Below are 14,402 nucleotides of genomic sequence, written 5' to 3' on the forward strand. Positions count from 1 at the left end.
TGCCCGTCGCACAAAAAGACCTGATAGGTTCAGGTCCATGGACTATGTCATTTTATCTTGATCATGTTCATTACTAAAGAGCCGGAGTTTCCGACCCCTTGTCCCATATGTTCCAATCAATCAGCAGTCCAGCGTGTGTTAATCCGCCACCGAAGCCATAAAGCAACAATTTGTTACCATTTTTGATTTTTCCTTCAAGTACTCCTTTGTCTAGTGATAAGGGAATCGTAGCTGCCGAGGTATTACCAAATTCAACTAAACTGTATAATGTTTTCCCAAGTGAAAAATCTGCCTTGTCACAAATGGATTCAATCATTCGTAAATTTGCACTATGAGGGATAAACCAATCGACGTCACTCATCGCTAAGTTTGCTTTTTCCATCACACTTTCCATACCTTTAGGAACAGTAGTAACGGCCCATTTATATACCTCACGTCCATTTTGAACGAATTTACCGCTATTGATGATTTCTTCTTCAAACATTTGTGTTGATAAGTTTGACACATATAGGTTTTTTCCTTTTTCACCTGCCGAACCCACATGTGCCGAAAGGAAACTCGGTTGATTTTCACTGTACTCCACGAGTACTGCTCCTCCACCGTCTCCAAATATAATGCAGGTAGTTCGGTCTTCATAATCCGTGATTCTTGATAAAGTCTCTGCTCCAATAACAAGAATTTTCTTGTGTAAACCAGCAGTAATTAATCCGTTAGCCACATGCAATCCATATGTAAACCCTGCACAAGCTGCATTTAAATCAATGGCTCCAGCATTCTTTATACCTAGTTTTGCTTGGACTAATGCAGCAGTGCTTGGAGTGTTGAAATCGGGTGTTAATGTACAGACAATAATCATATCTACGTCTTCTACTGATTTTTCAAATCGTTCCATTAAGTTCCAGACAGCTTTACAGCCTATATCACTTGTGTACTCATCTTCATGTGCAATTCTTCGTTCTTTAATACCGGTTCGCTTCGAAATCCATTCATCATTGGTATCAATTAATCTTTCTAAATCATCATTAGTTAATCTTTTTTCAGGGACATACGAACCGATTGCTGTAATACGTGCTTTGGAGCTATACATAAGAAACCACCTTTTAAATTTTATAACAATTATTCAATTCTTTGTATTATTTTATCACTAATTATTAATAGTAGGTACTAATTTATATTAAAAAATTAAATTTTGAGCCAGAGTTCCCGACCCTGTGGCCCACAATTAATGATATTTCATAACGAGAGAAGTATATAAAAATAGTGTCGAGCTCTATCCTCTTACTTCAAATCAACTTAATAAAGTATTAAGTGAAAGTGGCTTTAAAAAGATTGAACTATTCGGAGATTTTAAAGGGGCTCCCTTCAACATAACATCCCCTGCCCTTATCGCAGTTGCTCAAAAGTGAATAAATACTGATAATTGAAAATGGCGGAGAAACAACTCAACGGTGTCAGCAAAAGATTGCTTCCTGTAATTGGAGCTGTTTCAAAAAGGAATTGACCGCACAGTTCGGTGATCATTTTTGCACAATAGAATGGGTCAGAGTTCCTGACCCCCTGTGTCGTTTTATTTATGGTATTTATTTATATATTCCTCAAATGTAAGATTTTGTTCGGCAATTACTTGTGCTGCGTTTTTCCCTACATATCGAACATGCCATGGTTCAAATTGATAGCCTGTAATGGATTCTTTTCCCTTTTGATAACGGATAATAAATCCAAATTTGTGTGCATTCTTTTTAATCCACTGTCCTTCTTTCGTTTCCCCAAATTGCTGTGATAATCCGTAATTTACACTTGGACTGGTCAGGTCCATTGCCAATCCAGTTTGATGTTCACTTTCTCCAGGTTTCGCGCTAAATTGACCTGCACTTTCCATACCACTTCGTATGACCTTTGAAGCAAAAATCTCATTTTGACGGTCGTAGGAACGGTATCCAGAAACTGCATACAGATTAATATTTTCACGTTTTGCTTCCCGAAACATTTCTTCAAGTGCAGTAGCAGCATCTTTTCTCATCAATTTTTTGGAGTCATATTCCTGAAAAGGAAAATTCACATTAGGAACCGTTAGATCTTGTGGAACATAATCCTTCGGCAAAGCATTGTTTTTATTGACTAGTACTAATAAACTATCAGGATTCTCTACAATAATGTGATCAGTGAGGAGCGCGTCCTGTAAATATGCCCTTGTTTTAGACCCATATATCCCATCATTTGCGATATCCCCGTATTTACTTTGAAAATCTTTGACCACTGCTTGCGTTCCTTTATCATATACTCCATCTTCACTTAGAACATAATTTAACCTGTTAAAAGCTTTTTGAATGATCTTTACGTTTTCCCCTCTATCATTAAGGCTTAACACACCATAAGGCAATGAATTAACAATATCTATTAATTCTCTATCTGGGATATGTATAGTTTGTCCGGGATAAATCATAGTAGTTGCTAACCGATTATATTTTTTTAATTGTGCTGCAGACATATTGTAATTTGACGCTATCTTATTAATCGTATCACCCGACTTAACGGTATATACTCTTTGTTGGGCTTGGGTTATGTTTTCTTCATTCTGATTGGAAATCTGATTGGGAACTTTTAACTGTTGCCCTGGATAAATCATAGTAGTTGCTAAGCCATTTTGACTTTTTAACTGGGTAGCAGTTATTCCATACTTATTTGCTATTTTATAAAGTGTATCTCCTGATTTAACAGTATATATTTCTGTTGCTTGATTGTAAGATTGCATATTATTTGTACTAGCAGAAGCTTCAATATCTGCAAAAGGAATTGAAGCAATTAATAATGATCCAAGCACAACCTTTACTGATTTAATTTTTAGTCCTGAAAAATTTTCTTGCACAAAATCTCGAACTGCATTTTCTAAAGTTTTATTTTCAGCTTTTGATATTGTGTCAAAGTCTTTTGCGAATTCACTTAATTCCTGATTAATATGAAGTTCAAGAGTATATCCATCTTCATTTTTAATTAGCCTTTTTACAGATAACAAGTCCATTTTCCCTACCACCTTTTTTGTCTTATTGTTTGCAAGGTGAATAGGAAAAATTACAACTAATAAATTTTGTTATGTCATTGGATGCATTTTTTTCTACGACAATTCTATTATCCCATCGACTAGTTTAATATAGTTTAATCTATTTCATTGCAGTCCGTTCTAAAACTGAACAGTTAGTATTGTCATACTTGATCTTCTTCCACTCCCAATGACAGTGACACCATCCGATTCTTATTATTTCAGCATTCTACTATTGACAACATAATAATTTAGTTTTATATTAAACTATGAAAATGATAATCATTATCATAAAATACTACTTCCGTTTATCCTACTCTAAAGGAGGAATATAAATGTCTGAAGAAAAATTGTCAGATTTAATTAGTCCTGAAGCTGTAATTAATTTTGAAACTGGTGCGATCAAAGCAAGCACTTTAGATTCAATCATCAAACTTTTGCCTTTTGAAATGGGCTTTTGCGATGCCAACGATATTTTCCGCTGGTATTCTAATAATCCAAACCGCGTGCATGGTCGCCGTAAAGAAGCTATTGGTCGCCCTGTGCTTGAACTTCACCCAAAAGTGGCTCACCACGTTGAAAAATTGTTGAATGATTTCCGTTCAGGAACACGCGACGAATGGGAATTTTGGTTCCCAAAACGTTCTGGTGAAACTGGTCAAATTTACCAAAAATTCATGGCAGTACGTGATGAAAATGGAAAATACCTTGGCTGTATGGATGTAACCGTTAATATTGATCTTTTCCAAGGAAAAGAAGGCACAAATACCCCTGAAACTATTGACGAATTTATAGCAGTTAAACCTGAAAAATAAAAAAATACCTTTCTCATATGAGAAACTTCAAAAAAACACATTGAATTCCCTAATTCAATGTGTTTTTCTCCTATACTGCCAAGAGTTAGTGAAGCAATGCATTACTGTTTGTTTGAGTTTTTTCACCCATATTTAATCCCCTAACGAAGAACCGCTTCCCAAGCATTTTATCATATTTTCTCCTGCCTAAATTGTTGTGCGAGTTTATTTTATTCGATATCCCTAGAAAGGTTCTTTTCGGTTTCTAGAGAACTGTTACGATTTACAATCCATATCCCTACAAGTACAAGTAAAATTCCTACTAATGTTACTATACTTAGGTTTTCATTCAAAAAGATGTATCCAGAAATGACACCCACGATGGGTACAAGCAGTAAAGAAATAGATGCGGTGCTTGCTTGTGTATGCCTCAAAATATGATTCCACATAACAAAGGCCAAGGCAGATGCTATAACCCCAGAAAACAAAATGTAAACTACTGGCATCAGGCCCCAATGCGCTTCACCGTGTTCAAATGAAAGAGTGTATATTAATAATCCAATTGCTCCAATCGTCATTTGCCAAGTAGTAAACTGTATGGTGTCACAATGCTTTAATTTCAGTTTGAAAAGCAAGTTAGCAATAGCCCAAGAAATAGCTGAGCTTAATGCCAATAACACAGCCCAAATGGCTCCTCCTTTATTGAAGCATACTTTGCTCGCCATTTTTCAAGTTTAGAAACCTTTTTATTACTCAAAATTCATCCTACCCCTTTTGGCGAAAGAAACAAGCGTTCCTGCTTGTTTCAGAAATACACCCCGTTTAGTTCAAGAATCGGTTTAAAGACTATTCGGCTAAATCTAATTCATAATGATAAAATTGGGAATCCCTTTTGTATCCATTTCTTTCATATAGTCTTTGAGCAGAATAATTATCTGATGCTGTTTCTAAATTAATACTTTTAGCACCTGTTTCAATAGCGTATTCTTTTGCTTTATGCAAGAGCATTTCCCCTACTCCTTGTTTTCTTGCTTTTGTATCAACATATAGGTCATTCAATATCCAAGCTCTCTTCATAGATATAGATGAAAATGTAGGATAAAGTTGTGTAAAGCCGACATAGTTTTGTTTGTCTTTAACGACAAATATAACGGAGTCCTTGTTTTCTATACGTTCTTTTATGTATGCTTTAGCACCTTCTAAATCGGATTCTTGTTGATAAAACATCCTATATAAATTAAATAAATTTGATACGCCTTCTAAATCTTCAATTGTAGCATGAAGTATTTTCATAATTTTCCCCACCTCATAATTTATCTTTTCCGATAATTCTACACTAAATTTAGAACTTTCGATATTAAATTAACCTGCCCATTAGCTGAAAGAGCGACTGCTTTACCTATGTCCCTCTAAAGGAAGACTGAATGTCAGAGTTAGTTTCAGAACAAATGGTTATACTAGGTATTACTTTTGAAATAAAAAGGGTGATATTGTGATTTATATTTATGATGATTATGCGGGAACACATAGCACCGCATTGGCAGCAGCTTATCATTTAAAAAAATTGCCCACTGATCGAAAACTAACCAAGCAGGAAATCTTGAATATAGACTATTTTAATAAGTTGACAAAGGATGATTTTGGGAAATTATTTTTTCATGGTATTGATGATGAGGGAAATTCTGTTTATTCAATTGGTCGAAAAAGAAGCAAATTAGTTATTCCTGCATTAAAAGAGCTAAGCCAATTATTACAAGAAAATTATCAGAATAAGGAAAGAATTATCTTTTCAAATACATCTCCCACAGTTCCAATTGCTATGACAATGGGAGGTTTATTTTCCAGAGGATTACATATTGATATCATTGGTGTACCTTTATTAGTGATTGGTGCCAAACAATGCTGTAATAATATTATTCGTCTAGTTGAGTACACTAAACAAATTGGTAAATCAACCAATAAAAAAGTTGTTATATTAGAAAATAAAGATTTTAAAAAACTTTGAAAAGATTATAATTTAATGGGAGAAAATAAGACACAATAGTTTAATCCCATCTTGATAAATTAAAAATCATTTTTTGAAAAGGAAATACGGAAGAAGTAAATATCAAAAAGAGGAATGAAATAGGTGGTGAAATATACAGTAAAATTTGAGAAATATATAATATCACAGAAGTCATAATACACAGTTTAGGATGTCTTTTTTCTTTTTTAAAAAGATAATAAATAAACGATGCTAGATAAGTGTTAAACACTACATGAAAAAATAAAATAGCAAATATAGATAATTCGCTACCAAAATGGAATAAAGCAACAGACCAACATACGCAAAACAAGAAAATTCCTAAAAAAATGTAAACGAAAAGAAGACCTAAAATTTCTTTGAATTTTTTCATAACAAACCACTTCTTTCATGTTCATATATTATCAATATCAACTGGAACTAATTGGTTTTATGAACATATCCATTCTCCACTTTCTATTAATATCCTTTTTTGTATCTGTAAATCTATTTATTCATTTAAAAAAGGTTCCAATACTTTAACACGCAATCGATGCTTATATATACTTTTGCTATACTAACCTGCACCTTTAACATTGTAATTTTTCTTAACTTAGTCCATCAGTTTCCCTGCCCATATCCTCATAGATCTTAACCAAAATATCCTTTGATTTTCTAGTTTCCTTTTGCATAAATTCTTGGATCCTTGTCAAATCCTGATAATGGACGGCAAATCTTTCAGGATTTTCAGCCAAGTTCGATGCAATCTTTCGCGTTTCCCGAAGCCTAAATGCTTCCAATATATATTGCTCGTAGAATGTAAAATTAGCAGTAGTTAGGACTGCATCAGCTAAATCACATAGGTAGTTTAGGCCTCCAACTTGCCCGAGGAGGTCACCAAGTTTTGTCGTTACAGAGACAATATCAACTTCTTGACGACTTCCCCCCACCCCTCGCATCGCTTGAAAAATAAGCTGGTGGGATCCTGGGCTAAAATGCATTGGCAACAATGTACATTCATGGATGAGACTCCCTTCCACCAGGATCGCACCCAATACCGCTTGTTCAGCCTCTTGATTAAATAATTTACTTGTCACTATGGGTTCCCTCCAATAAACGACTATACGCACCTCTCAACTCCTCAGGCAAGTAGTCAAGAAACGTTTTCATCCTGCCAGATTCTCTTTCGGCTTTGACCTGTGCTGCCCATACTTGCTGTTGTTTTAAAAACCTATTATCCAAAGGGGGTTCAACCGCAATCTGGGTAATAGTTGGCGGGAAATGATGGATATCAACATACTGATTGAGCTTATGCACCATTTTTTCATGAATCGTTTCAAAAACAGCCGTATCTTCTAGATCCAATTATCGACGAACGTAAATTTCTGCGGCTTCTCAGAAACTATTATTTCAGCCATTATCTTCACTCCCTTATGATCCTTTTCACCATATAGATAGACTCAGCCTTATAAAAAGGGACATTCAATTTTATATTTTTTGAAAAAAATAAATCTTTTTTGTCACTTTTTTTAATCAAGCTCCTATTTACATAGCGAAAGGGCGGTGGTAAAGATGGAAATCATTGAAAGGAATCGGAATCGTTTAGAGGAATTATCACAGTTTGATAGCTTGGAGGAATTTCATACTAATATCTTTAACTGGTTAGTAGAGCACAAGTATATTTTCACAAAGAGCGAATTAATAGGTTTTAGATCGTTAGTTCTATCTGCAGATGTAACGCCAGGTGTTTGTCATGAAAGAATTGAAGACATCCTCAATGCCATTCATGTAGAATACAATGGGAACGGCATATCAAGATCATCTTTTAGGAGAATGCTCAATAAAGCCAAACTACTAGGCATCATAACTGTATATGAAACAGCCAGAATACAGAATGGCTCACAGGATTGGAATATTTATGTTTTTAATCGGTTGTAAAAAAATAAGCGAACAGTGACTGTTCGCTCAGCTTCAATTCTACAATTCTAGCATTCTTCAGGGCGTCACGGGGGCGGAATCTCCCCATGTTTCAACTTATTCAGATGATACTGAAAAATATAAACAATGGTAAGTTGCTTTGATACTGTTGCCAATTCTATAATTACATTCATAGTTTCGAATCATTTCCTTGAACAGCGATGGGTTCATGCAATAGGCTTCTTGATTGCTATTATTTGCACCAATTTTTTTAATCGATGTAAGAAAGTCTCGCACCGTAGCAAAGGTTTCAATTTCATGAATTTCTTCATACTTCATTTGAATAGGGTAAGACTCTAAAGAACTCTTGCATATATATGCCAATACATCTAGTGAAAAAAACGATTGCCCCAATGTATGCTTTTTCGTAGTCAGAAGCTGCTCTTGCGCTTGTTTAAATGATGAATGCAACTCATGAAAGGTTAAATTTCCAAATGTAGAAAAATAAATCTTTCCACCTGTATAGAGCGCTTCAAAAAGTTTTCTAATCGTAATTTCTAACTGATTAAACCATTGGAATGTAGCGTTTGAAATAATTAAGTGATAGGAATGATTGAATTCCATTTCTTCAGCATCGCCACAAATAAACGTAGCCCTTTGATCATTGACTTTTTTTCGTGCCGTTTCAATCATCCCTGGAGCGAAATCCACTGCTGTTATTTGACAATGAGGATAACGCTGTAATAAGCGTTCAGTTAAATAGCCTGTCCCACAGCCAATTTCCAAAATACGGATAACCCCTTGTTCCCCCAGATGCACATCCTTTAGTAGCATTAATAGATGATGAGCCATCTTTTTTTGAACATTGGCAAATTCATCATAGCTTAGCGCTTGCTTCGTGAAACGCTTCTGTAACAGTGCTTTATTTATCATAGGTCCCTCTCCCCTCTCCCTTTGCTAACGAATTTTCCGCAATGAACATTTGAATCCACTCTACACATTTCTCTGGTTTGGAAAGAAAAGGAAGATGACCTGTTCCCGGTAATGTTTTCAAAACAGCATTCCCATTCATCTGTTGGAGGATATAATCTACAGCCGTTTTCGGACAAACTTTATCCTCTTCACCATGAATTAGCAGCATTGGGCTCGAAATTTTTTCCAAATCATTCCTTAAATCCATTTGATTAAGATAATCAAGGCCAATAAGCAACGATTCTAGGTTATTTTCCTGACTTTGATTTATTCTTAGCGATAGAAATTGATCCAATTCCCCATTCTCTATTTCATTTTTTGAAAACATTGATGTATAAAAAGAAATCAACGTCTTTCTCAAATCCCGCCTCATATTTGATTTCATCCGCTCAACGATTCTTGATGGCCATCCATTGGTATATCCAGTTGCTGCTTCAACAGTAAAACGGCTTGTCCCACCAAGCATGACAATGCCTTTCACTTGCTCTGGAAAGCTGCGAGCAATTTCTAAAGCAACAATTGAACCAAGTGAACATCCTAAAAGGAAAAAAGACGATAGTTTTTCTATTTCAATTAAGTGAGCAGCTCTTTGTTTAAAATCTGTAATTGTATTTATATCATGCCACTCAACAAAATAGAGATTATAGTGTTTTCCCAATTTTTCTTCTAAAGGTGACCAAACTTGGTTTTCAAGTCCCCAGCCAGGCAGTAGAATAATAGATTGAGTGTTCATTCAATAACTCCCAACTTGTGCCCAACTTGCGCAATTTTCTCAATAGCTTGCTTTAAATCATTTCGTTTGTGAGTCGCCATCACTGTAAAACGAATTCTGGCTTGTCCCTCTGGGACTGTTGGAGGACGTACAGCAATAGCAGCGATTCCTTCTTCTTGAAGCTTTCGACTGAATAACATCGTTTGTTCATTAGAACCGATAATAACTGGAATAATTTGCGTTTCACTTGGTCCTATTAGAAATCCGAGTCTTTTTAAAGAAGAAGCAAAATAATGGCTATGTTCCATTAATTGTTTTCGTCTGTACTGCTCCGTTCTAACAATTTTAATAGCAGCACTAATGGACCCAAGAACAGATGGCGGAAGAGCTGTTGTAAAAATAAAACTTCGCATTTTATTCATTAAATAGGCAATCAGCCACTTACTGCCGACAATATAAGCACCATAACTACCTAGACCTTTACTGAAAGTTCCCATTTGTATATCAACACGATTTTGAAGTTGATGGGCGCAAACTAATCCCTCGCCTTGGCCGCCAAAAATTCCGCTGCTATGGGCCTCATCGACCATTAAAATTGCGTTATACCGTTCCTTCAAGAAAACTAGCCCTTCCAATGGCGCAATATCCCCATCCATACTGAAAACTGCATCAGTAATAATTAATTTTCGTTTATCCGTCGGATATTTCCTTAATAAAGCTTCTAAATGATTTAAATCACAATGTCGATAACGCTGAAATTTGGAACGACTTAATACAATCCCATCAACGATGCTGGCATGATTATACTTGTCGCTAAAAATAGTACCATTCCTGTCCATTAAGGCTGAAATGATTCCGATATTCGCTGTATAGCCACTATTAAGAATCATTCCACTCTCCATCCCTTTCCAGTCAGTTAACAAAGCCTCCGCCTCCCCGTATAAAGGATGGTTGCCTACGATTAACCGCGAAGCTGTTGCTCCTGTTCCACACATATATAATGCCTCTGCTGCCGCTTTTAGCAAACGTGAATCTCCAGCCAAACCAAGATAATTATTGGATGCCAAATTAAGCATGGACTGACCGTTAAGATATAACCATGGCAACTGGGCGTTTTCTGTCTTTTGCAAAACCCTTTTCTGCGAAAGGCGTTCTAATTGTTCTAACTCTTTTTTAATATCATCTTCCCATGTCTGCTGCATTTTTCTTACCTCTCCGTTATTTTAACTTTTCTGTGAAAATTTTATATGTATTCCTTTTGCTGATGGGTTTTAAAACATGAATATTTCATCCCACAAACCTAGCTGTATAGTTTTGTTAACCATTATAGAAATACGGTTTACATTTACTAAAGTACCATAACCTGTAATTACTTTCAATAATTGCAAAGCCAAATTTGTTACTTTTTAGCAATATAACAAGTCTCTATAAAGCAAAAAACAAAGTCGCTATACGTTGGCCAAAAAAAAATCAGAAAAAGTCCACAAACCCAAGTCCGCAACTTCAATCTACTGGGGCAATCAATAATTTGCGTTTGGGTTTCTATAAAAACACAAAACGGCACATCGAACAGTCTATAATCGCTTGATGTGTCCTTTCGCACAAAACTTTCGATTGTCCTCTAAAAGAAGAACCTTCCCCATATGTTATCCTAATATTTCCATTCGATTAATGCTTCTCTTCCCTGTTCCTTGTTCATCGCCCATACCTCCAATTCAGATAGTCATTCTTCGTCCGGTTTTTTCTTACAGATTCCTGCGGAAAGGAAGCCCATGCAGGAATCTGTGATAAAATAAAAAAATTTGAATTCCTTTGTCCCTTTTTGTCCCAAACCTCCTATCTATATAGTGAAAGGAGGTGATGAACAAATGGCATCAGAGGTGATGAATAGCAGCCAACTTCGAATTGAATATAATCACGGTATGGATTTAGATGGCAAGCCCATCTACAAGGCGAAAAACTACAGCAACTTAAAAACAACTGCCACACCGGATGATATTCTAAATGCGTCCATTGCAATGGCTGGCCTGCAACAGCACGAATTAGTTGTGGTTCAGCGCACTAGCAACTTTGACATTGTTTCTGAGTAAGGAAATCTAAAAACTAGAAGAAAGGAGGACACGAAATGAGTAAAAAACTAGAATTACAGTTTATTAACTTTGAAGGGAAAACGGCTACTCTCTCCATCGATGACCCGATCGAACCGGTTGAGGCTGCTGCTGTATCAGCAGCAATGGATACAATTATTGCCGCCAATGTCTTCACATCAACAGGCGGGGATCTTGTTGCTAAAAAAGGCGCCCGTGTAGTTGAGCGTAATGTAGATGATGTTGAATTAGGATTATAGAGGAACGGGAGCCCAAGGCTCCCTTTTCTAATAGTTGGAGTGGCCACAGGTTCGGGTTCTCTGGCCTAGTTTAATGCGGGACACAGTTCCCGACCCTGCGGCCCAGCGAGACAGAGTTCCCGATTCCATGACCTACCACACTAAGAAAGGAGGGATTCCCATTGGAACAACTACTTCCATTCATTCAAGATTATGGTTTTCCGGTTGTTGTTACGTTTTACCTCTTACATCGAATTGAGGTAAAGCTTGATACATTGAACCAATCAATCCTAAGGCTTCCAGAACGAATGGCTGAACCTACGTATACAACAAATACGAATACGAAAAAAACAGTTTAATACCCTTTAGGTAAAAATGCGAACAGTAACAATTATTGTTCGCATTTAATAAAGCCCACAATTTCGTGTCTGTATCCCTATTGGGATGGATCAACATGAATGTATACTCTCGTATTTTTCAACGTTTCATTCATATCTTTTTTCAAGCTTCCAATAATATCATGTATTTCTTTAGCTGTAAGATCTGCGGGAACCGTAATATGAAAATCTATATGTTTCATATTTCCAGACCTTCTTGTCTTAAGTTTATGATAATCGATAAACTGATGACTATGGTTAAGGAGGATTTTTTTCACTTCTGCTACTTCTTTATCAGGTAATTTTGAATCGAGAAGGAAGTCAAAAGCATTTTTGCATAGAACCCATGCCTCTTTGATGATCAATAACGCCACAAGGATAGCCACAATCGGGTCAAGGATAGTAAAACCTGTCAGTTTGATCAGCAGAATACCAAGACCTACTCCTAAAGAGGTGTAAACATCTGTTTTCAAATGAAGAGCATCAGCCTCAAGTGCCATAGAATCTTCTTCCTTTGCCACCTTATACAACTTTCTAGACACCATCCAATTGATAAAGGCTGAAATAAACATGACCTCCATTGCAATATTCGTTTGTTCCAATTCAGTAGGCTCAATTAATTTTTTGATTACCTCTGTAATAATCATAATAGCTGCTACAAAAATCAAAAGGCCTTCGATAAGAGCAGACATATTCTCTACTTTCCCATGTCCATAAGGATGTTTTTCATCAGCAGGCTTAGCAGACTCTTTAACAGAAAAGAAAGCAATGATAGAAGCGATAAGATCCATTCCGGAATGAATGGCTTCAGAAATAATACTAACTGATCCACTCAAAACCCCCGCGATCACTTTAAAAATGATCAGAGCGGTGTTCGATATAATGGATAAAGAAGCAACCCTCACTTTTCTATTTAATCGAGCCACAGTTCCCGACCCTGCGGCTCCACAAAAAGAAAGGAGCATTCTCATTGGAACAACTACTTCCATTCATTCAAGATTATGGGTTTCCGGTTGTTGTCAGGTTCTACCTCTTACACCGAATTGAGGGGAAGCTTGATACATTGAACCAATCAATCATTAGGCTTCCAGAACGAATGGCAGAGCCTATGCATGTAACAAATACCAATACAAAAAATCAGTTTAATACAATAGAAGCTAAAAAATGATGAAAGGGAAAATGTCCCAAAAATTCAAAAATCGGATAAAGAAACGTCATTTCCTTCACATACTGGAAATGACGTTTCTTTATGTGGTTTGTTAAATTTCATTTAACAGCAGTTTTGGTCCTTTCATACTCTACATCCAATTCCACAGTTGTTTCTCTTGTTTTTTTGGAACTGATCAAATAAATGCTAAATAGAATTAGAATCATACCGCCAAATAATGATACAGTAAACGGTTCACCTAACATGAATGTTCCAATGAAAACGCTGATCATTGGTACTAAGAATGTATATGAACCAACCTTGCTTGCTTCGCCGACGCTCATCAATTTTAGATAGACCGCATTGGCAAGGATGACTGCGAAAATGGCCCCGTACAGCAAACTCCAGAAAAATGGGAGATTCCATTGAATAGCAGAAAAATCTTCAGTTGCCATACCAGCACCAAACATAATGAAGCCACCGATAATATTTTGGATCGCAACTAGCCATAAGTTATCAACCATAGCACTTGTTTTTCTCACATACACAGTTCCTATTGCCCAGCCGAGGCCGGTAATAAGAGCCAAGATAATGCCCAAGGTAGAAATCTTTCCTGAAATCCCCTCAATGCTTACAATCACAACACCAAGAAATCCGATGAGCATGCCAATTGCTTTTTTTGCAGACAAAGTCTCCTTCAACCAAAGCCAAGTCAGAAGCACCACTAGTACAGGCTGAAGATAAACAATGACGGTATATAGCCCGGAAGGAAGATATTGCAATCCAATCATTTGTATACCGTTAAAAATAACGACATTAAAAAATGCTGAAATAAGATAAATGGGCCAGGTCTTTTTCCACTGAATTTTTTGCCACCGCGGGAGTAGAAAGAGCGTCAGGAGAATGCCTCCAATCACTCCACGGATTCCTGCATAAAGTAGTGGCGGCGAAAATTGAAGAGAAAATTTATAGATCGGCCAAATAGATCCCCAAATAAGAACAACAAAGGCAATCCCAAGTGAAGCCTTTGTTGTTGATAGTTTCTCCATCTTTTACATCTCCCCTATTTCTTAGCGTTGACCATCTTAGGACTATATGGATAATTTAAAATATGCAAA

18 protein-coding genes are annotated in these 14,402 nt (G+C 36.4%); 7 read left to right on the forward strand and 11 right to left on the reverse strand.

What is annotated here, in order from left to right:
- Positions 1 to 73: 73 nt before the first annotated feature.
- Together P9E47_RS20420 and P9E47_RS20425 are read right to left on the reverse strand one after the other, a co-directional pair.
- Positions 74 to 1,087: a ketoacyl-ACP synthase III gene (locus P9E47_RS20420; protein WP_326164610.1), complete on the reverse strand. Its 1,014-nt coding sequence runs from the start codon at positions 1,085 to 1,087 to the stop codon at positions 74 to 76.
- 480 nt (positions 1,088 to 1,567) lie between these two features.
- A complete protein-coding gene (locus tag P9E47_RS20425) occupies positions 1,568 to 3,019 on the reverse strand; it encodes a D-alanyl-D-alanine carboxypeptidase family protein (RefSeq protein ID WP_326164612.1) in 1,452 nt (483 codons plus the stop codon).
- 353 nt (positions 3,020 to 3,372) lie between these two features.
- On the opposite strand from P9E47_RS20425, the gene P9E47_RS20430 reads away from it, so the two are divergent.
- A complete protein-coding gene (locus P9E47_RS20430) occupies positions 3,373 to 3,852 on the forward strand; it encodes a PAS domain-containing protein (RefSeq protein WP_326164615.1) in 480 nt (159 codons plus the stop codon).
- 209 nt (positions 3,853 to 4,061) lie between these two features.
- Here P9E47_RS20430 and P9E47_RS20435 read toward each other — a convergent pair whose 3' ends face one another.
- The gene (locus tag P9E47_RS20435; RefSeq protein ID WP_326164616.1) at positions 4,062 to 4,511 is read right to left on the reverse strand and encodes a DMT family transporter; all 450 of its coding nucleotides are present in this window, start codon (positions 4,509 to 4,511) and stop codon (positions 4,062 to 4,064) included.
- Between the two features lie 166 nt (positions 4,512 to 4,677).
- Positions 4,678 to 5,124, reverse strand: coding sequence for a GNAT family N-acetyltransferase (locus P9E47_RS20440; protein WP_326164618.1), 447 nt, complete (start codon positions 5,122 to 5,124; stop codon positions 4,678 to 4,680).
- A 199-nt stretch (positions 5,125 to 5,323) separates the two neighbouring features.
- On the opposite strand from P9E47_RS20440, the gene P9E47_RS20445 reads away from it, so the two are divergent.
- The gene (locus P9E47_RS20445) at positions 5,324 to 5,836 is read left to right on the forward strand and encodes a DUF3189 family protein (RefSeq protein ID WP_326164620.1); all 513 of its coding nucleotides are present in this window, start codon (positions 5,324 to 5,326) and stop codon (positions 5,834 to 5,836) included.
- Positions 5,837 to 6,441: 605 nt separating this feature from the next.
- On the opposite strand, the gene P9E47_RS20450 is transcribed toward P9E47_RS20445, so the two are convergent.
- The gene (locus P9E47_RS20450) at positions 6,442 to 6,930 is read right to left on the reverse strand and encodes a DnaB-like helicase N-terminal domain-containing protein (RefSeq protein ID WP_326164622.1); all 489 of its coding nucleotides are present in this window, start codon (positions 6,928 to 6,930) and stop codon (positions 6,442 to 6,444) included.
- Complete coding sequence (locus P9E47_RS20455; RefSeq protein WP_326164624.1) at positions 6,920 to 7,198, reverse strand: hypothetical protein; 279 nt, start codon at positions 7,196 to 7,198, stop codon at positions 6,920 to 6,922. Before P9E47_RS20455 ends, P9E47_RS20450 begins: the two co-directional genes overlap by 11 nt.
- Positions 7,199 to 7,405: 207 nt before the next feature.
- Here P9E47_RS20455 and P9E47_RS20460 point away from each other — a divergent pair, with 207 nt between their 5' ends.
- Complete coding sequence (locus P9E47_RS20460; RefSeq protein WP_326164627.1) at positions 7,406 to 7,771, forward strand: hypothetical protein; 366 nt, start codon at positions 7,406 to 7,408, stop codon at positions 7,769 to 7,771.
- Positions 7,772 to 7,867: 96 nt separating this feature from the next.
- On the opposite strand, the gene bioC is transcribed toward P9E47_RS20460, so the two are convergent.
- From bioC to bioF, 3 genes are read right to left on the reverse strand one after another with little or no spacing between them, the layout of a single operon-like run.
- Entirely contained in the window at positions 7,868 to 8,683 is an 816-nt protein-coding gene (bioC, locus tag P9E47_RS20465) for a malonyl-ACP O-methyltransferase BioC (protein ID WP_326164628.1), read from the reverse strand.
- Entirely contained in the window at positions 8,673 to 9,455 is a 783-nt protein-coding gene (locus P9E47_RS20470) for an alpha/beta fold hydrolase (RefSeq protein WP_326164631.1), read from the reverse strand. The genes bioC and P9E47_RS20470 overlap by 11 nt, the downstream gene beginning before the upstream one ends.
- Positions 9,452 to 10,636: an 8-amino-7-oxononanoate synthase gene (gene bioF, locus P9E47_RS20475; protein ID WP_326164634.1), complete on the reverse strand. Its 1,185-nt coding sequence runs from the start codon at positions 10,634 to 10,636 to the stop codon at positions 9,452 to 9,454. The genes P9E47_RS20470 and bioF overlap by 4 nt, the downstream gene beginning before the upstream one ends.
- A 666-nt stretch (positions 10,637 to 11,302) precedes the next feature.
- Here bioF and P9E47_RS20480 point away from each other — a divergent pair.
- The 3 genes from P9E47_RS20480 to P9E47_RS20490 all read left to right on the forward strand — a co-directional run bounded on the left by P9E47_RS20480 (position 11,303) and on the right by P9E47_RS20490 (position 12,119).
- Positions 11,303 to 11,524 (forward strand): DUF1659 domain-containing protein, encoded by a 222-nt coding sequence (locus P9E47_RS20480; protein WP_326164636.1) that lies wholly within the window; start codon positions 11,303 to 11,305, stop codon positions 11,522 to 11,524.
- A 35-nt stretch (positions 11,525 to 11,559) separates the two neighbouring features.
- Positions 11,560 to 11,781, forward strand: a complete 222-nt coding sequence (locus P9E47_RS20485) for a DUF2922 domain-containing protein (RefSeq protein ID WP_326164639.1) — start codon at positions 11,560 to 11,562, stop codon at positions 11,779 to 11,781.
- Positions 11,782 to 11,942: 161 nt separating this feature from the next.
- On the forward strand, positions 11,943 to 12,119 hold the full coding sequence (locus tag P9E47_RS20490) for a YvrJ family protein (protein WP_326164641.1): 177 nt from the start codon (positions 11,943 to 11,945) through the stop codon (positions 12,117 to 12,119).
- Between the two features lie 77 nt (positions 12,120 to 12,196).
- Here P9E47_RS20490 and P9E47_RS20495 read toward each other — a convergent pair whose 3' ends face one another.
- Positions 12,197 to 13,063: a cation diffusion facilitator family transporter gene (locus tag P9E47_RS20495; RefSeq protein ID WP_326164644.1), complete on the reverse strand. Its 867-nt coding sequence runs from the start codon at positions 13,061 to 13,063 to the stop codon at positions 12,197 to 12,199.
- A 44-nt stretch (positions 13,064 to 13,107) separates the two neighbouring features.
- Here P9E47_RS20495 and P9E47_RS20500 point away from each other — a divergent pair, with 44 nt between their 5' ends.
- Positions 13,108 to 13,305, forward strand: a complete 198-nt coding sequence (locus tag P9E47_RS20500; RefSeq protein WP_326164646.1) for a YvrJ family protein — start codon at positions 13,108 to 13,110, stop codon at positions 13,303 to 13,305.
- A gap of 98 nt (positions 13,306 to 13,403) precedes the next feature.
- Here the strand turns inward: P9E47_RS20500 and P9E47_RS20505 are convergent, their stop codons facing one another.
- The gene (locus P9E47_RS20505) at positions 13,404 to 14,333 is read right to left on the reverse strand and encodes a DMT family transporter (RefSeq protein WP_326164648.1); all 930 of its coding nucleotides are present in this window, start codon (positions 14,331 to 14,333) and stop codon (positions 13,404 to 13,406) included.
- Positions 14,334 to 14,402 lie beyond the last annotated feature (69 nt).

The sequence above is a fragment of the Schinkia azotoformans genome (assembly GCF_035811335.1).
In the GTDB taxonomy this organism is placed as follows: domain Bacteria; phylum Bacillota; class Bacilli; order Bacillales; family Bacillaceae_J; genus Schinkia; species Schinkia azotoformans.